This window comes from Micromonospora yongxingensis (genome assembly GCF_052601155.1).
In genome coordinates this window covers 511,781-529,664 of record NZ_JBQXEO010000001.1, presented here as the reverse complement: position 1 = coordinate 529,664, position 17,884 = coordinate 511,781, and the positions used below count along the sequence as shown (strand labels likewise).

17 protein-coding genes and 1 tRNA gene are annotated in these 17,884 nt (G+C 69.5%); all 18 read right to left on the bottom strand.

Translation table 11 applies throughout. The features are described 5' to 3' along the window. Positions 1-10: 10 nt before the first annotated feature. Positions 11-481, bottom strand: coding sequence for a 30S ribosomal protein S7 (gene rpsG / locus ACTWLT_RS02535; RefSeq protein WP_030489583.1), 471 nt, complete (start codon positions 479-481; stop codon positions 11-13). 1 nt (position 482) lies between these two features. Further along, a complete protein-coding gene (gene rpsL / locus ACTWLT_RS02530) occupies positions 483-857 on the bottom strand; it encodes a 30S ribosomal protein S12 (protein ID WP_014440718.1) in 375 nt (124 codons plus the stop codon). A 520-nt stretch (positions 858-1,377) separates the two neighbouring features. Next, positions 1,378-1,758 (bottom strand): hypothetical protein, encoded by a 381-nt coding sequence (locus ACTWLT_RS02525; protein WP_445317048.1) that lies wholly within the window; start codon positions 1,756-1,758, stop codon positions 1,378-1,380. Positions 1,759-2,369: 611 nt separating this feature from the next. Then, positions 2,370-2,738, bottom strand: coding sequence for a hypothetical protein (locus tag ACTWLT_RS02520; RefSeq protein ID WP_445316960.1), 369 nt, complete (start codon positions 2,736-2,738; stop codon positions 2,370-2,372). 93 nt (positions 2,739-2,831) lie between these two features. After that, complete coding sequence (locus tag ACTWLT_RS02515) at positions 2,832-6,722, bottom strand: DNA-directed RNA polymerase subunit beta' (RefSeq protein ID WP_252418864.1); 3,891 nt, start codon at positions 6,720-6,722, stop codon at positions 2,832-2,834. Positions 6,723-6,802: 80 nt separating this feature from the next. After that, a complete protein-coding gene (gene rpoB / locus ACTWLT_RS02510) occupies positions 6,803-10,234 on the bottom strand; it encodes a DNA-directed RNA polymerase subunit beta (protein WP_252418863.1) in 3,432 nt (1,143 codons plus the stop codon). Between the two features lie 571 nt (positions 10,235-10,805). After that, positions 10,806-11,189 carry a 50S ribosomal protein L7/L12 gene (gene rplL / locus ACTWLT_RS02505; RefSeq protein ID WP_007465324.1) on the bottom strand — a complete coding sequence of 128 codons (384 nt, stop codon included), beginning with the start codon at positions 11,187-11,189 and terminating at the stop codon, positions 10,806-10,808. Positions 11,190-11,243: 54 nt separating this feature from the next. Further along, positions 11,244-11,789, bottom strand: a complete 546-nt coding sequence (rplJ, locus tag ACTWLT_RS02500) for a 50S ribosomal protein L10 (protein ID WP_074314622.1) — start codon at positions 11,787-11,789, stop codon at positions 11,244-11,246. Between the two features lie 345 nt (positions 11,790-12,134). Then, positions 12,135-12,824 carry a hypothetical protein gene (locus ACTWLT_RS02495; protein ID WP_445316959.1) on the bottom strand — a complete coding sequence of 230 codons (690 nt, stop codon included), beginning with the start codon at positions 12,822-12,824 and terminating at the stop codon, positions 12,135-12,137. Further along, entirely contained in the window at positions 12,821-13,624 is an 804-nt protein-coding gene (locus ACTWLT_RS02490) for an ABC transporter ATP-binding protein (protein WP_445316958.1), read from the bottom strand. The genes ACTWLT_RS02495 and ACTWLT_RS02490 overlap by 4 nt, the downstream gene beginning before the upstream one ends. Before the next feature lie 80 nt (positions 13,625-13,704). Next, complete coding sequence (rplA, locus tag ACTWLT_RS02485) at positions 13,705-14,421, bottom strand: 50S ribosomal protein L1 (RefSeq protein WP_074314628.1); 717 nt, start codon at positions 14,419-14,421, stop codon at positions 13,705-13,707. A gap of 78 nt (positions 14,422-14,499) precedes the next feature. Then, complete coding sequence (gene rplK / locus ACTWLT_RS02480; RefSeq protein WP_053653970.1) at positions 14,500-14,931, bottom strand: 50S ribosomal protein L11; 432 nt, start codon at positions 14,929-14,931, stop codon at positions 14,500-14,502. Positions 14,932-15,118: 187 nt separating this feature from the next. After that, entirely contained in the window at positions 15,119-15,841 is a 723-nt protein-coding gene (gene nusG / locus ACTWLT_RS02475; RefSeq protein WP_252418860.1) for a transcription termination/antitermination protein NusG, read from the bottom strand. 41 nt (positions 15,842-15,882) lie between these two features. After that, a complete protein-coding gene (gene secE / locus ACTWLT_RS02470) occupies positions 15,883-16,275 on the bottom strand; it encodes a preprotein translocase subunit SecE (protein ID WP_252418859.1) in 393 nt (130 codons plus the stop codon). Between the two features lie 212 nt (positions 16,276-16,487). After that, a tRNA-Trp gene (locus ACTWLT_RS02465) sits at positions 16,488-16,560 on the bottom strand. A gap of 129 nt (positions 16,561-16,689) precedes the next feature. Further along, the gene (locus ACTWLT_RS02460; RefSeq protein ID WP_252418858.1) at positions 16,690-17,082 is read right to left on the bottom strand and encodes a MaoC family dehydratase; all 393 of its coding nucleotides are present in this window, start codon (positions 17,080-17,082) and stop codon (positions 16,690-16,692) included. A 1-nt stretch (position 17,083) separates the two neighbouring features. Further along, the gene (locus ACTWLT_RS02455; protein WP_445316957.1) at positions 17,084-17,530 is read right to left on the bottom strand and encodes an FAS1-like dehydratase domain-containing protein; all 447 of its coding nucleotides are present in this window, start codon (positions 17,528-17,530) and stop codon (positions 17,084-17,086) included. 127 nt (positions 17,531-17,657) lie between these two features. Next, on the bottom strand, positions 17,658-17,825 hold the full coding sequence (gene rpmG / locus ACTWLT_RS02450; RefSeq protein ID WP_007073056.1) for a 50S ribosomal protein L33: 168 nt from the start codon (positions 17,823-17,825) through the stop codon (positions 17,658-17,660). Positions 17,826-17,884: the final 59 nt, after the last annotated feature.

The window sequence follows — 17,884 nt, the reverse complement described above, 5'->3', positions numbered from 1 at the left end:
AACCAGGGTGTTACCAGCGGTAGTGCGCGAAGGCCTTGTTGGACTCGGCCATCTTGTGCGTGTCCTCGCGCCGCTTGACGGCGGCACCGAGGCCGTTGCTCGCGTCCAGCAGCTCGTTCATCAGCCGCTCGACCATGGTCTTCTCACGCCGGGCGCGGGAGTAGGTGACCAGCCAACGCAGGCCCAGCGTGGTCGCCCGGGTGGGGCGAACCTCGACCGGAACCTGGTAGGTGGCGCCACCGACACGACGGCTGCGCACCTCGAGGGTCGGCTTGACGTTGTCCATCGCCCGCTTGAGGGTGACGACCGGGTCGGTGCCGGACTTCTCGCGGCAGCCCTCGAGGGCCGCGTACACGATGGTCTCGGCGAGCTGACGCTTGCCGCGCAGCAGGATCTTGTTCACCAGCTGGGTGACCAGCGGCGAGTTGTACACCGGGTCAGCGACCAGTGGCCGCCGCGGAGCGGGTCCCTTACGCGGCATGTCAGCTCTTCTCCTTCTTCGCGCCGTAACGGCTGCGCGCCTGCTTGCGGTTGCGGACACCCTGGGTGTCCAGCGAGCCGCGGACGATCTTGTAACGCACGCCGGGGAGGTCCTTCACCCGGCCGCCGCGAACGAGCACGATCGAGTGCTCCTGCAGGTTGTGACCGACGCCCGGGATGTAGGCCGTCACCTCGATCTGGCTGCTGAGCTTCACACGAGCGACCTTGCGCAGCGCCGAGTTCGGCTTCTTGGGGGTGGTGGTGTACACGCGGGTGCACACGCCGCGCCGCTGAGGGGAACCCTTCAGCGCCGGGGTCTTGGTCTTGCTCGTCTTCGCCTGGCGGCCCTTTCGGACCAGCTGCTGGATCGTGGGCACCGGGTTTCTCCGCTCCCTTCGGCCGCAGTCCTGCGGCCGCGCCGTCTGCTCGTTAGCCGGCCTGATGACCGGCTCTCCTACATTCCGACCAGGGCCACCTTGCGGAGGTCCCGGCACCCGCGGTCGGGCGTGTCGCCCAGCTCACGGTCCCGGTGCGAACGCTTTCGCAGGCGTACCGGGTTCTGTCACCGGCACGCGGGTCGCCCCGCCCCGGATCTCTGGCTTGTCGTGCCGCCGTCCGGACTCCGGATCCAGCGCACGCACGAGTTGCCCGGGCACGCCCGGGCACAAGGGGAAAGAGTACCTACCACAGCCGCCCAGGTCAAAACGGAATGGCCTGGCGAAGTCTCACACTCGCCAGCCGGATCTCGTCCTGCCCCGTCGCCCGCGATGGGCACCTACGAACACAAGTGTACCGGCTTCCCCGCCGGACCACCCGTCGCCCCCATGCAGGGCGACCGCGGCCCGCCTCACCACCTGCGTCGACCCGGGCCCGGCCGGACACGACAGGTGACCAGCCTCACGCCAGGGAGATCAGCAGCGCGAGGCCCAGGCCCAGCAGGCTGAGCAGCGCTCCCGCCGCACCGCAGCTGATCCCCGCCACCGCCAGGCCCCGACCGGTGAAGAGGACCGCGGGTGGTGGGGCCGGCCGGCGGATCTGCCGCCGGGCCAGCAGGCCGGCGACGACCGCCGCAACCCCGGCCAGGACGCCGAGCACGGCGAACGCCCCGGACGCCCAGGCCCCGCCGTTGGTCGCGAAGGCCACGCCGAAGCAGATCACCAACAGCGCGACCAGGATCGACGCGATCCCGGCCACCAGCGCCCCGACCGCCAGCCCGGAGGTCACCGGTGGCACGTCCAGGTACACCACGCCGAACGGCGTGCCAGGCACCTGATCCACCCGCTTCGGCGGCCGCCGCTGATCGTCGGTGGGCGGCGGCACCGGCGCCGGGCCCCAGGCGGGGGCGTGACCCGCCGGCGGCTGTCCCCAGCCCGCCGGTGCGCCGTACCCACCCATCGGGCCGGATGACGGCTGGCCCCAGCCGTGCGGCGACGGCGTGGGCGCCCCGGAGACCGGGTACGGCTGGCCGGGACCGGAGGGGGTGGCGCCGCCCCAACCGGACTGCGGCGCGGAAGGTGGCGGCGCGCCCCAGCCGGACTGCGGTGCCGGAGGTGGTGGTGTGCCCCAACCGGGCGGTGGCGCGGAGGGCGGTGGCGCGCCCCAGCCGGGCGTGGCCGGGGCACCCCACTGGGGCGAGGAAGCCTGCTGCGCACTCGGGTCGGGGAGGGCCGCCGGCTGCGTGCTCGGGTCGGGCCGTGCCCAGCCGCTCGGCTCGGACGCCCCCGGGGCCGGGTCCGGCGCGTCAGGATGCCCGGCCGGTTCGTCCGGGGGCCGCGCCGGTTCCGTCACGAGGTCCTCCTGTCGACAGGGCCGTCACCGCCACGCGGCGGACACCGGCCAGGCTACCGCCGGGCACGCCGCCGTCCGCGCCGGGCGCGGCTGCGGGCGGCTCAGTCCATGTTCGAGGGGTAGTCGTGGCCGAACGGCGAGCCGGCAAGCCGGACCACGCCGATCACCACCACGGTCACCACGCTGACCGCGACCAGCACCAGACCGGCCCAGGCCATCCGCTCCCCCCGCCGCAGCCAGGCGCCACCGGTCAGGAAACCCCCCGAGGCGTACGCCTCCCGGCGCGCCTGCCGGGCCAACTGGAGCGCCACGGTGGCGGGCACGACTCCCCCGATGAACAGGCCGGTCAGCAGGCCGAGCAGTCCCAGCGCGAAGACCGCCCGCGCCTTCGTGGCGCGGGCGGGGTCGGGATCCAGCGGGTGACGCAGGGCCTGCTGCGCCACGGACACCTGCCCGGGTGCGGTCGTCATGCCTCCATCATGCCGAACCCGGCCCCCGGGTGGGCCGGTCCGGACGCGACGAGGCCCCCGGCGGTGCCGGGGGCCTCGTCGTGCGGTTGGTGCTTAGCGGTACGACCCGAAGTCGAAGTCGTCCAGCGGCACGGCCTGCCCGCTGGCCGGCCCGAACCCGTAGTCGGTCTCCGGGTAACCGGTCATGGAGTAGACCTTGGCCTTGGCCTCCTCGGTCGGCTCCACCCGGACGTTGCGGTACTTGCTGATACCGGTACCGGCCGGGATGAGCTTTCCGATGATCACGTTCTCCTTGAGGCCGACCAGCGAGTCGCTGCGCGAGTTGATCGCAGCGTCGGTCAGCACCCGGGTGGTCTCCTGGAAGGAGGCCGCCGAGAGCCAGGAGTCGGTGGCCAGCGAGGCCTTGGTGATACCCATCAGCACCGGACGGCCGGCGGCGGGCTCGCCGCCCTCCGAGACGAGCCGGCGGTTCTCCGACTCGAACAGCGCCCGGTCGACCAGCACACCCGGCAGGAACTCGGTCGAGCCGGAGTCGATGACCGTCACCCGCTTGAGCATCTGGCGGATGATGATCTCGATGTGCTTGTCGTGGATGAGCACACCCTGCGAGCGGTAGACCTCCTGGACCTCCTGAGTCAGGTGGACCTGGACCGCGCGCGGGCCGAGGATCCGCAGCAGCTCGTGCGGGTCGATGGTGCCCTCGGTGAGCTTCTCGCCGACCTCGACGTGACCGCCGTCGTGGGTCCGCAGCCGGACCCGCTTGGAGATCTTGTCGTAGACGATCTCCTCGCTGCCGTCGTCCGGAACCACGATGATCTTCCGCGAGCGCTCGCCGTCCTCGATCCGGATCCGACCCGGGGTGTCGGCGATGGGCGCCTTACCCTTCGGGACCCGGGCCTCGAAGATTTCCTGGACACGCGGCAGACCCTGGGTGATGTCCTCACCCGCGACACCACCGGTGTGGAAGGTACGCATCGTCAGCTGCGTACCCGGCTCACCGATCGACTGGGCGGCGATGATGCCGACCGCCTCGCCGACGTCCACGGTCTTGCCGGTCGGCAGCGAACGCCCGTAGCAGGCACCGCAGACACCCAGCTTCGACTCGCAGGTGAGCACGCTGCGCACCCGGACCGTCTCCACACCGGCGGCGACGATCTTGTCGACCCCGATGGAGTTGATGTCCTGACCCCGCTCGGCGACCACGGTGCCGTCCGGCCCCTTGATGTCGTCGGCCAGGGTACGGGCGTGCACGCTGGTCTCGGCGTGCTCGTGCACGACCAGCTTGCCGCCCTCCAGGCGCTCGCCGATCTGCATCGGGATCGCCCGGTCGGTGCCGCAGTCCTCCTCGCGGATGATCACGTCCTGCGAGACGTCCACCAGACGACGGGTCAGGTAACCCGAGTCGGCGGTCCGCAGCGCGGTGTCGGCGAGACCCTTACGGGCACCGTGCGTGGAGATGAAGTACTCCAGCACGGACAGACCCTCCCGGTAGCTGGCCTTGATCGGCCGCGGGATGATCTCGCCCTTCGGGTTGGCCACCAGACCACGGATCGCCGCGATCTGCCGGAGCTGCAGCAGGTTACCGCGGGCACCCGAGTTGATCATCTTCCACAGTGGGTTCTCCTGCGGAAGCGCGGTGTCCATCTCCTTGGCGACCTCGTTGGTCGCCTTGGTCCAGATCTCGATGAGCTCGCCGCGACGCTCCTCGGCGGTCATCAGACCACGCTGGTACTGCTTGTCGATCCGGTCGGCTTCCTTCTCGTACTTGGCCAGGATCTCCGCCTTGCGCGGAGGAGCGATGACGTCCTCCATGCCGATGGTGACGCCCGACCAGGTCGCCCAGTGGAAACCGGCCTCCTTGAGCCCGTCCAGGGTGGCGGCCAGCGCCACCTTGGGGAAGCGCTCGGCGAGGTCGTTGACGATCGCCGAGAGCTGACCCTTGCGGATCTCGTAGTTCACGAAGCGGTAGCCCTGCGGCAGCGTCTCGTTGAACAGCACCCGACCCAGGGTCGTGTCCACGGTCAGCGGGTCACCCTCGACCCAGCCCTCCGGAGCGGTCCACGGCTCGGCACCGGCGCCGTTGTCGACACCGACCACGCCACGCAGCCGGATCCGCACCGGCGCCTGCAGGTGCAGCTCGCCGTTGTCGAACGCCATCCGCGCCTCGGCGTCCGAGCTGAACGCCCGGCCCTCGCCCTTCTCACCAGGGGTGAAGTGGGTGAGGTGGTAGAGGCCGATGACCATGTCCTGGGTGGGCATGGTGACCGGCTTGCCGTCGGCCGGCTTGAGGATGTTGTTCGACGACAGCATCAGGATCCGCGCCTCGGCCTGGGCCTCGGCGGACAGCGGCACGTGCACCGCCATCTGGTCACCGTCGAAGTCGGCGTTGAACGCCGTGCAGACGAGCGGGTGGATCTGGATCGCCTTGCCCTCGACCAGCTGCGGCTCGAAGGCCTGGATGCCCAGGCGGTGCAGGGTCGGCGCCCGGTTGAGCAGCACCGGGTGCTCGCCGATGACCTCTTCCAGCACGTCCCACACGACCGGGCGCTGACGCTCGACCATCCGCTTGGCGGACTTGATGTTCTGCGCGTGGTTGAGGTCGACCAGCCGCTTCATCACGAAGGGCTTGAACAGCTCCAGCGCCATCTGCTTGGGCAGACCACACTGGTGCAGCTTCAGCTTCGGGCCGACCACGATGACCGAACGGCCGGAGTAGTCGACGCGCTTGCCGAGCAGGTTCTGCCGGAACCGGCCCTGCTTGCCCTTGAGCATGTCGGACAGCGACTTGAGCGGACGGTTACCCGGACCGGTGACCGGCCGGCCACGGCGGCCGTTGTCGAACAGCGCGTCGACGGCCTCCTGGAGCATCCGCTTCTCGTTGTTGACGATGATCTCGGGCGCGCCGAGGTCGATCAGTCGCTTGAGGCGGTTGTTCCGGTTGATCACGCGGCGGTACAGGTCGTTCAGGTCCGAGGTCGCGAAGCGGCCACCGTCGAGCTGCACCATCGGGCGCAGGTCCGGCGGGATGACCGGGACGCAGTCCAGCACCATGCCGAGCGGCGAGTTGCGGGTGTTCAGGAACGCCGCCACGACCTTGAGCCGCTTGAGCGCCCGGATCTTCCGCTGGCCCTTGCCGGACCGGATGGTCTCCCGCAGGCTCTCGGCCTCGGCGTCGAGGTCCATGTTCTGGACCAGCGCCTTGATCGCCTCGGCGCCCATGGAACCGGTGAAGTACTCACCGAACCGGTCGCGCAGCTCGCGGTAGAGCAGCTCGTCGGTGACCAGCTGCTTCGGCTCCAGCTTGCGGAAGGTGTCCAGCACCTCGTCCAGGCGGTCGATCTCGCGCTGGGCCCGGTCGCGGATCTGGCGCATCTCGCGCTCTCCGCCCTCCTTGACCTTGCGCCGGACGTCCGCCTTGGCACCCTCGGCCTCCAGCTCGGCCAGGTCGGCCTCGAGCTTGGCGGCCCGCTTCTCGATCTCCGAGTCGCGGCTGTTCTCGGACTGCCGCTTCTCGGCCAGGATCTCGTTCTCGATCGTCGAGAGGTCACGGTGACGCGACTCCGCGTCCACGCTCGTCACGACGTACGAGGCGAAGTAGATGATCTTTTCGAGGTCCTTGGGGGCGAGGTCCAGCAGGTAACCCAGCCGGCTCGGCACGCCCTTGAAGTACCAGATGTGGGTCACCGGAGCGGCCAGCTCGATGTGACCCATCCGCTCACGACGGACCTTGGAGCGAGTCACCTCGACGCCGCAGCGCTCGCAGATGATGCCCTTGAACCGGACCCGCTTGTACTTACCGCAGTAGCACTCCCAGTCCCGCTGCGGACCGAAGATCTTCTCGCAGAAGAGCCCGTCCTTCTCCGGCTTCAGGGTGCGGTAGTTGATCGTCTCAGGCTTCTTGACCTCGCCGTGCGACCACTGACGGATGTCGTCGGCGGTGGCGAGACCAATGCGCAGCTCGTCGAAGAAGTTGACGTCGAGCACTATGTCCCCTATGTCGTCGTCTGTACTGCTAATTCTCGGGCGAGGTCGGGGGCCGGCAAGCCGGCCCCCGACCGCTCACCTCAGACCTCTTCGACCGAGCTCGGCTCGCGCCGGGACAGGTCGATGCCCAGCTCCTCGGCGGCCCGGAACACCTCGTCGTCGGTCTCGCGCATCTCCAGGGCCACGCCGTCGCTGGACAGCACCTCAACGTTGAGGCACAGCGACTGCAGCTCCTTGAGCAGCACCTTGAACGACTCCGGGATGCCCGGCTCCGGGATGTTCTCGCCCTTGACGATGGCCTCGTAGACCTTCACGCGGCCGAGCACGTCGTCGGACTTGATCGTGAGCAGCTCCTGCAGGGCGTACGCGGCGCCGTACGCCTGCATCGCCCAGCACTCCATCTCACCGAAGCGCTGACCACCGAACTGCGCCTTACCACCCAGCGGCTGCTGCGTGATCATCGAGTACGGGCCGGTCGACCGTGCGTGGATCTTGTCGTCGACCAGGTGGTTGAGCTTCAGGATGTAGATGTAGCCGACCGCGATCGGGTCCGGCAGCGGCTCGCCGGAGCGACCGTCGAACAGCTGCGCCTTGCCGCTGGCGCCGATCAGCTGGTTGCCGTCCCGGTTGGGCAGGGTCGACGAGAGCAGACCAGCGATCTCCTCCTCGCGGGCGCCGTCGAAGACCGGGGTGGCCACGTTCGTGTCCCCCTCGGACTCGTGCGCGTCGATCGAACGCAGCTGCTTCTTCCAGGACGCGTCGTCGCCCTCGACCTTCCAACCGGTCTTGGCCACCCACCCGAGGTGGGTCTCCAGCACCTGGCCGATGTTCATCCGGCTCGGCACACCCAGCGGGTTGAGCACGATGTCGACGGGCGTGCCGTCCTCAAGGAACGGCATGTCCTCGATCGGCAGGATCTTGGAGATGACGCCCTTGTTACCGTGCCGGCCGGCGAGCTTGTCGCCGTCCTGGATCTTCCGCTTCTGGGCGACGTACACCCGGACCAGCTCGTTGACGCCCGGGGGCAGCTCGTCGCCGTCCTCGCGGGAGAAGGTACGCACACCGATGACCGTGCCGGTCTCGCCGTGCGGCACCTTCAGCGAGGTGTCCCGGACCTCACGCGCCTTCTCACCGAAGATCGCGCGAAGCAGCCGCTCCTCCGGGGTCAGCTCGGTCTCGCCCTTCGGCGTGACCTTGCCGACCAGGATGTCGCCGGGGACGACCTCGGCACCGATCCGGATGATCCCGCGCTCGTCGAGGTCGGCGAGCATTTCCTCGCTGACGTTCGGGATGTCGCGGGTGATCTCCTCCGGGCCGAGCTTGGTGTCCCGGGCGTCGACCTCGTGCTCCTCGATGTGGATCGAGGTGAGCACGTCCTGCTGCACGAGGCGCTGCGACAGGATGATCGCGTCCTCGTAGTTGTGGCCCTCCCAGCACATGAACGCCACGAGCAGGTTGCGCCCGAGCGCCATCTCGCCCTCGTCGGTGCAGGGACCGTCGGCGATGACCTGACCGGCCTCGACGCGGTCGCCCTCGAAGACGACCGGCTTCTGGTTGACGCAGGAGCCGGCGTTGGAGCGGCGGAACTTGTGCAGCAGGTACGTCCGGCGGTGGCCGTCGTCCTGGTGGATGGTGACGTAGTCGGCGCAGAGATCCTCGATCACACCGCCGACCTCGGCGACCACCACGTCGCCAGCGTCGACCGCGGCCCGGTACTCCATGCCCGTACCCACCAGCGGCGCCTCGGCCTTGACCAGCGGCACCGCCTGGCGCTGCATGTTCGCGCCCATCAGTGCCCGGTTGGCGTCGTCGTGCTCGAGGAACGGGATCATGGCGGTCGCGACCGAGGTCATCTGCCGCGGCGACACGTCCATGTAGTCGACGGCACCGGGGACGACGTCCTCGGTCTCGCCGCCCTTACGACGACACAGGACCCGCTCCTCGGCGAAGGTGCCGTCGGCCCGCAGCGGCGCGTTGGCCTGGGCCTTGACGAACCGGTCCTCCTCGTCCGCGGTCAGGTAGTCGATCTGGTCGGTGACCCGACCCTCGATGACCTTCCGGTACGGCGTCTCGATGAAGCCGAACGGGTTGACCCGGGCGAAGGTGGACAGCGCGCCGATGAGGCCGATGTTCGGGCCTTCCGGCGTCTCGATCGGGCACATCCGGCCGTAGTGGGACGGGTGCACGTCGCGGACCTCGAAGCCGGCCCGCTCCCGGGACAGACCACCCGGGCCGAGCGCGCTCAGCCGGCGCCGGTGGGTCAGGCCCGCCAGCGGGTTGGTCTGGTCCATGAACTGGGACAGCTGCGACGTCCCGAAGAACTCCTTGATCGCCGCCACCACCGGGCGGATGTTGATCAGGGTCTGCGGGGTGATCGCCTCGACGTCCTGCGTGGTCATCCGCTCGCGGACGACCCGCTCCATCCGGGACAGGCCGACCCGAACCTGGTTCTGGATCAGCTCGCCCACGGTGCGCAGGCGCCGGTTGCCGAAGTGGTCGATGTCGTCGGCCTCGTAGCCCTCCTCACCGGCGTGCAGCCGGCAGAGGTACTCCACGGTGGCGACGATGTCGTCCTCGGTCAGCGTGCCGGTGGTGATCGGCACGTCGACTTCGAGCTTCTTGTTGAACTTGTAGCGCCCGACCTTGGCGACGTCGTACCTCTTCGGGTTGAAGAAGAGGTTGTCGAGCAGGGTCTGGGCGTTCTCGCGCGTCGGCGGCTCGCCAGGGCGGAGCTTGCGGTAGATATCGAGCAGGGCCTCGTCCTGGCCGGCGATGTGGTCCTTCTCGAGCGTGGTCATCATCAGCTCGGACCAACCGAACCGCTCACGGATCCGCTCGGCCGACCATCCGACGGCCTTGAGCAGGACGGTGACGGCCTGCCGGCGCTTGCGGTCGATGCGTACGCCGACCGTGTCGCGCTTGTCGATGTCGAACTCCAGCCAGGCACCCCGGCTCGGGATGACCTTGACGCTGGAGAGGTCGCGGTCGGAGGTCTTGTCCGGCTGCTTGTCGAAGTACACGCCCGGGGACCGGACGAGCTGGCTGACCACGACGCGCTCGGTGCCGTTGATGACGAAGGTGCCCTTGGGCGTCATCATCGGGAAGTCACCCATGAACACCGTCTGGCTCTTGATCTCGCCAGTGGTGTTGTTGGTGAACTCCGCGGTCACGAAGAGCGGAGCGCAGTAGGTCAGGTCCTTCTCCTTGCACTCCTCGATCGAGGCCTTGACCTCGTCGAAGCGCGGCGCCGAGAAGGAGAGCGACATGGTGCCGGAGAAGTCCTCAATGGGACTGATCTCTTCAAGGATCTCCGCGAGACCCGAGCGTGCGTGCGGGTCGTCCGCCGACCGGCCCTGCCAAGCCTCGTTGCCGACGAGCCAGTCGAAGGACTCGTTCTGAATGGCGAGGAGGTTGGGGACCTCGAGGTGTTCGGTGATCCTGCCGAATGAAACTCGGCGGGGAGCGAATGCGCTCGACGTACGACTGGTCTTCGCAGGGCGGGAAGCTGCCAAGATGCGTCCTTCCGAGGACCGGTGCTGCAGAACGGCTGGTACGCGTGCACTCCAATGACCCCACCAGAAATATCCGTAAACGGACATTTCCGAGCAGGGGTCAAGTCGGAAGGCAGCGCAAACTAGCAGTGTAGCCGAGAGGCTAACCGCTGTCCAGCCCACCCCGCAGGTCGTTTGCGGAACGCGCCTCGGCCCCCGAAAACCGGGGTCTGCCGGGCCGCTCGGAACGCAACGTTCCCGCTGGGCCGCTCGGGTTGCTGCGGCCGATGGTGCCGCCGCTGTCATTACCCACGTCGTGGCCGTCGCAAGCGCGGTGTCTTGCTGGTGTCAGCGTGCCTGGCAGCCCGGGGCCGCGTCAAGGGCCGGTATCCGGGTCGTCCCTTCTTTCCCACCGGAGAGCGACCCACCAGGCTCGTCCGGAGCCTCGACGAGGGTCCTCCGCGCCCAGCTCAGGACGGCCGTCACCGGATCCACCAACACGGCGGGCGGCGATCCGTGTCGGATCACCGCCCGCCGCGACGCGATCGTGTCGCCGCTCGACGAGCAGGGCACGCGCTGGTGGAGCGTCAGGTCACTTGAGGGTGACCTTGGCGCCCTCACCCTCGAGCTTGGCCTTGGCCTTCTCGGCGGTCTCCTTGTTGACCTTCTCCAGGATGGCCTTCGGCGCGGACTCAACCGCGTCCTTGGCCTCCTTGAGGCCCAGGCCGGTCAGCTCACGCACGACCTTGATGACCTGGATCTTCTTGCCACCGTCAGCCTCGAGGACGACGTCGAACTCGTCCTTCTCCGGCTCGGCCTCGGCGGCGGCCGGAGCCCCACCCGCGGCGGCAACGGCAACCGGAGCGGCGGCGGTGACCTCGAAGGTGTCCTCGAACTGCTTCACGAACTCGGAGAGCTCGATCAGCGTCATCTCCTTGAACGCGTCGAGCAGCTCGTCGGTGCTGAGCTTCGCCATGTCTGGCGTCCTTTCCTGAAACTAATAAGTAAGAACTGGTGCGCTCGGACGGCCTCAGGCCGCCTCGGCGCTCTCCTTCTCGCGCTTGTCCTGCAGGGCAGCCGCCAGACGGGCGGTCTTCGACAACGGAGCCTGGAACAGGGCCGCGGCCTTGCTCAGGTTGCCCTTCATCGCGCCGGCCAGCTTGGCCAGCAGCACCTCGCGGGACTCCAGGTCAGCGAGCTTCGTGACCTCGGCCGCGGAAATGGCCTTGCCCTCGAAGACACCGCCCTTGATGACGAGCTTCGGGTTGGCCTTCGCGAAGTCGCGAAGCCCCTTCGCCGCCTCGACGACGTCGCCCGAAACGAAAGTCAGCGCGGTAGGACCGGTGAACAGCTCGTCGAGGCCGTTGATGCCCGCGTCCGTCGCAGCACGCTTCGCCAGCGTGTTCTTCGCGACCGTGTAGCTGGTCTCGGCGCCGAGTGAGCGCCGCAGCTGGGTGAGCTGGGAAACCGTCAGACCGCGGTACTCGGTCAGCACGGTGGCGCCCGCGTTGCGGAAGCTCTCGGTCAGCTCAGCGACGGCCGTGGCCTTGTCGGCCCGGATCGGCTTGTCCGCCATGTCCCTCCTCTCTCGTTACTCGAGGCTGGTCCCCGTCACGACCGAAGCCGGAGCGGGGGCGGAGGCAGCACGACAACGAAAAAGCCCCGGCGCAGGGCGCACGGGGCGAGGGCCGGCGGATCGTCACGGTCGGCGGACCATGCTCACTGCCGAGTTACGCTTGCCGCCCTACGCGGGTCGCCCGTTGTCGCGGGACCTTCGACCGTGCCGAAGCACGGTGACCAGCGGTCTCTGGGTGGTTCCTCATCCATGAGAACACGGATGACGGTTGAAGAGTACGCGACCCCGTGACCAGCACCAAATCGCCCGCTGTGAGCCAGGCCACCAACGGGCGGCCGCGACCCCTCAGCCCTGGGCCCGCCGCCGCCACAGGTAGCCGCCGAACGCGGCGGCGCTCCAGGCCACCGCCCAGGCCGTGAGGCCGAGCAGGGTGAGTGCGGCCGCGTCGCCCGCGGTGGTCCGGGCCGTGGCCATGATCGGCGGAGCCAGCCAGGGGACCACCGAGCCGGCCAGGCCGAGAACCACCGCGCCGACGCCCCCGAGGGCCAGGACCGCGACGCCGTACCCCGCGCCGCCCACGGACGCCCGGCTGGCCAGAGCACCGAGGGCCACCGCCGCCGGTACGGCCAGCAGATGCGCCCACACCCCCAGCGCCACGCCCACCGGCACCGACCGGTCCGTCGGGTCGACCGGGCCGGTGACCCCGCCGACCAGCCACGGGAAGACCAGCGCGACGGCCACCGCGACCAGCGCCGCCACGCCGGCGGCGAGCAGCCCGGCCAACCGCTCCCGGGCCACCCCGACCGCCACCTGGGCCAGCCGGCGCTGCACGTCCGGTTCGACGTCGAGCAGGATCTTGGTCTGCCAGGCGAGCACCGGGAAGAGCACCACCGCGGAGACGCCGTACGCCTCGGCCGGCTGGGCCCGGCCGCCGCCGTACAGGGTGCCGAGGACGACGAGACCGGCGAGCAGCGGTGCCAGCGCCCGCCCCGTTCGCAGGAAACCGGCCAGTCGCAGCCGGATCAGGGCGCTCACCGGGTCTCCCCCGCCGCTTGTTCGACGACCGCACCGGCGCCGTCCACGGCCTGCGGCTTGTTCGACGACGCGTCGGGGCGTACCCGAAGGACCTGATGGCCCTCGGCGCGCAACCGGGCGACGGTGCCGGCGACCCGCGCGGCCGGCACCGCGACCTCGACCACAGCGATCGCCTCGTCCGGTGCCGACGTCTCCTCGGTCACCGTGCCGTCGGCCACCGTCCAGCGGCGCGCGCCCGGAAGCCGGACCGTCTCGCCGCGGTGGTCACTGACCAGGACCGCGCCGCCGGCGGTCAGCACCTCGTCGATCAGCTCGGGAACCAGCTCGCGGGTGGTGGCGTCCAGGCCCTCCCACGGCTCGTCGAGCACCAGCAGGCCCGGCGGACGCAGCATCGCCTGGGCGAGGCCCACCTTCTGCGCGGTGCCCTTGGACAGCTCCGGCAGGCGAACCGCGCGGAACGCGGCCAGCCCGAGCCGGTCGGTCCAGGCCGTCACGGCCGCGTCGGCCGCCGGACCGTCCAGGCCGGCCACGCGGGCCATCCCGGTCAGGTAGCGGGCCACGGTGAAGGGTTGGTCGGCCGGGAAACGCTCCGGCACCCAGCCCACCCGCCCCGGCCGGTCGGCGACCCGGCCCCGGGCCGGTCGCAGCACCCCGGCGGCCACCTGGAGCAGCGTCGACTTGCCCACCCCGTTGCGGCCCAGCACGACCGCCACCTCGCCCGGACCGATCCGCACGTCCACGCCCCGCAGCACCCACGGCCCACGCCGGTGGTACCGCAACCAGACGTTCTCCAGCCGCATGCGGTCGAGCCTGCCACATCTCAGACGCACCGGGGCGCCGCCACAGTCGTGGCGGCGCCCCGGCGGAGCGGAGTGTCGGCTCAGGCCTCGGCCGACTCCTCGGTGAGGTTCTTGACCAGGTTCGGGTCGACCGGCACGCCGGGGCCCATCGTCGTGGTCAGGATGACCTTGCGGAGGTACTTGCCCTTCGCCGCGGACGGCTTGGCACGCAGCACCTCGTCGAGCACCGCGGCGTAGTTGTCCACCAGCTGGCTCTCCGAGAAGGAGGCCTTGCCGATGATCAGGTGCAGGTTGGAGTGCTTGTCCACCCGGAAGGTGATCTTGCCGCCCTTGATGTCCTGCACCGCCTTGGTGACGTCCATGGTCACCGTGCCGGTCTTCGGGTTCGGCATGAGACCGCGCGGGCCCAGGATCCGCGCGATCCGGCCGATCTTGGCCATCTGGTCCGGCGTGGCGATCGCCGCGTCGAAGTCGAGCCAACCACCCTGGATCCGGGCGACCAGCTCGTCGGTGCCCACCTCGTCCGCACCCGCCGCGGCAGCCTCGTCGGCCTTCGCGCCGGCGGCGAACACGATCACGCGGGCGGTCTTACCGGTGCCGTGCGGCAGGTTGACCGTGCCGCGGACCATCTGGTCCGCCTTGCGGGGGTCGACGCCGAGGCGCATGGCGACCTCGACCGTGGCGTCGAACTTGACGTTGGTGGTCTCCTTGGCCAGCTTCACGGCCTCGGCGGGGGTGTAGAGCTTCGACCGGTCGATGACGTCGGCGGCCTTGCGGTAGCTCTTGCTGCGCTGCATTGCTGATTACTCCTGTGGTCTCTGGCGGGCCGCTCGGCGCGAGCCCTCCCACGGTTGGGTCGAAGGCCGGGGCCGACGTCAGTCGTTGACGGTGATGCCCATCGACCGGGCGGTGCCGGCGATGATCTTCTCGGCCTGGTCCAGGTCGTTGGCGTTGAGGTCGGCCATCTTCTTCTCGGCGATCTCACGCAGCTGGGCGCGGCTGACCGAGCCGACCTTCTCGCTCTGCGGAACGCCCGAGCCCTTCTGCACACCGGCAGCCTTGATCAGCAGCCGGGCGGCGGGCGGGGTCTTCAGCACGAAGGTGAAGGACCGGTCCTCGTACACGCTGATCTCGGCGGGGACGATGTCGCCCCGCTGGGACTCGGTCTGCGCGTTGTAGGACTTGCAGAACTCCATGATGTTCACGCCGTGCTGGCCGAGCGCGGGGCCGACCGGCGGCGCCGGCGTGGCCTGGCCCGCCGGCAGCTGAAGCGTGAACGTCTTGACGAGCTTCTTCTTCGGAGGCATGTCACTTCCTGGGGCTTGGAGCTGGGAAAATGCGGCTGACGCCGTTCTCGAGGCGCGCACGGTCAGCGCGATGCGACAGCGGCGACGTTCAAGAGTAGCGCAGGCCGCAGCCCACTCGTCCGCCGAGGTCGAGCGGGAGGGCGTACGCCGACGTCGGCGGCGGGCCGAGCCCGCCGCCGACGACCGGTCAGATCTTGGCGACCTGGTTGAAGTTGAGCTCCACCGGAGTCTCCCGGCCGAAGATCGACACCAGCACCTTGAGCTTCTGCTGGTCGGCGTTGATCTCGCTGATCGTCGCCGGCAGCGACGCGAACGCGCCGTCGGTGACGGTGACCGAGTCGCCCACCTCGAAGTCGAGGACCTTGATCTCGGGCTTCGCCTTCTTCTGCTCGGTCTCGACGGCCGGCGCCAGCCACTTCAGCACCTCGTCGAGGGAGAGCGGCGCGGGCCGGTCGGCCCGGTCGGTCGCGCCGACGAAGCCGGTCACGCCCGGGGTGTTGCGGACACACGAGTAGGACTCGGCGGTCAGCTCCATCCGGACCAGGATGTAGCCCGGGAAGACCTTGGCCTGGATCTGGGACCGCTTGCCGTTCTTGACCTCGACTTCTTCCCGGGTCGGCACCTCGACCTGGTAGATGAAGTCCTCCATGTCGAGGCTCGTGATCCGGGTCTCGAGGTTGGTCTTGACCTTGTTCTCGTAGCCGGCGTAGGAGTGCACCACGTACCAGTCGCCCGGCGCGTAGCGCAGCTTCTGCCTCAGCTCGGCGACCGGGTCGTACTCCTCGTCCGGCGCGGGCTCGCTCGTTGGGAACTCCGGCTCGCTGGCGGCCTCAACCGACTCGTCACCAGCCGCCGTCGCGACCGTGGACTGCTCGTCCACCGGTCCGGCGGTCTCGTCGTACTCAGGCACGCTCGCTCACTTCCGTCACTATCGGCTCTGGAGGCAGCCGGTCAGCTGGAGTTGCCGAAGACAAACAGCACGACCCTCGCGAAGCCGTAATCCAGCACACCCACGATCGTCAGCATCACCGCGACGAACGTCACCACCACCGCGGTGTAGGTCAGCAACTCCTTGCGCGTCGGCCAGATGACCTTACGCAGTTCCGCCACGACCTCGCGGAAAAACCGGGCGATGCGGCCGAACACGCCCACCCGACCGGTTTCCGACCGGGTGGTCGGGCGGCTGTCCGCCGACTCCGCCCGGGCACGGGACCGCGTCGCGGTGCCCCCCCGGGAGACCGGCTCGTCCGCGCTGGTGGCGTCGTCGTCGGCTACCTCGTCGACGACCTCGTCGTCCAGACGATCGTCGCCGGCGTCCTCGCCGCGCCGCTTGTTGTCGGCCACTTCGCCCTCCGTCGCGGGAATCTCGGGTCGCACGCCGGGCGGCGTACGCGGCGCTGGTCACGCCGGCCGGACCAACCGTCCCGCGACGGGCCGCGGCCGGTGGATCAACCGGAGGGCCCGATGCCTCGGAACCACCCCGCCAATGCCACCACCACGGGCCGGACGCCACCAACTCGGCGGCGCGACCCACGGGAACGGTCAGGCCTGAGGCGCAGGGGTGACAGGACTTGAACCTGCAGCCTGCGGTTTTGGAGACCGCTGCTCTGCCAATTGAGCTACACCCCTGTGCGGCAACACTCGCCCCACGCGGCCACAGACGACCGAGCAGGGGTCACTTGCCCCACGGCGGACCAGTGTACGGGTACCCGCCCGACTTTCCCAACCGGTCTCCCCGCCACGCGCGGCGGGGAGAATTCAGCGTGTCGTGCGGATGGTCGCGCGGGCCTGCGCGAGCACCTTCTCGCCCAGGCACGTCGCGGTCACGTCGAGCCGGGTGAGGCCGTCCTCGGTCACCTCGCGGACCACGGCGGTGACCTCGATCTCGGTCCCCTGGTCGTCGTCGGGCACCACGACCGGCCGGGTGAACCGCACGCCGTACTCGACCACCGCGTCGGGCGCACCGGCCCACTCGGTGACCGCACGCCCGACCAGCGCCATGGTGAACATGCCGTGCGCGATCACCCCGGGCAGGCCCACCTTGGTGGCGAACCGGTCGCTCCAGTGGATCGGGTTGAAGTCCCCCGAGGCGCCGGCGTAGCGGACCAGGTCCGCGCGGGTCACCTGGAACGTCTTGGCTGGCAGCTCCATCTCACGCCTCCCCGCGTACGACGATCTTGGACCAGACGGCGACGACGGGCTCGCCGGCGACGGTGCTGACGTCGGTGCGGGTGGTCAGGAAGCCGTGCCCACCGCGGTTGCTGACGTCCTCGATGGTGCTGACACAGACCAGCTCGTCACCGGCGACCACCGGCCGGGTGTACGCGAAACGCTGATCACCGTGCACCACGCGGCTGTAGTCGACACCGAGCGCCGGGTCCTCGGCGATCTGGCGGCTCGCGGCCATCGTGATGACCACCGGGAAGGTCGGCGGAGCGACCACGTCCGGGTGCCCCAACGCCTGCGCGGCCGCCGGGTCGTGGTGAGCCGGGTCGGTGGCGCCGATGGCGGTGGCGAACTCCCGGATCTTTTCTCGGCCCACCTGGTAGGGGGCGGTCGGCGGATACGTCCGGCCGACGAAGGAAGGGTCCAGAGACATGCCGCGAACCTACACGGACAACACAATCGCCGATCTGCTCGGTCGGCGGCGGTTAAGCCGTGCCAGCCCGGTCAGATCGGCGATCGGAAAGCTTCGACAAAGGGCCGGCTGTGGAGCCGGCCGCAGGTCAGCGGGTCTCGCGGTGGACCGTGTGCCGACCGTCGCGCGGGCAGAACTTCTTCAGCTCGATGCGGTCGGGGTCGTTACGACGGTTCTTGCGCGTGATGTAGTTGCGCTCCTTGCACTCCACACACGCCAAAGTGATCTTCGGCCGGACATCGGTAGCCTTCGCCACGGCGGAGTGCCTTCCTCGCTAACGGAAACAACTACGACGCGTCAGCCTAGTCGCTGACT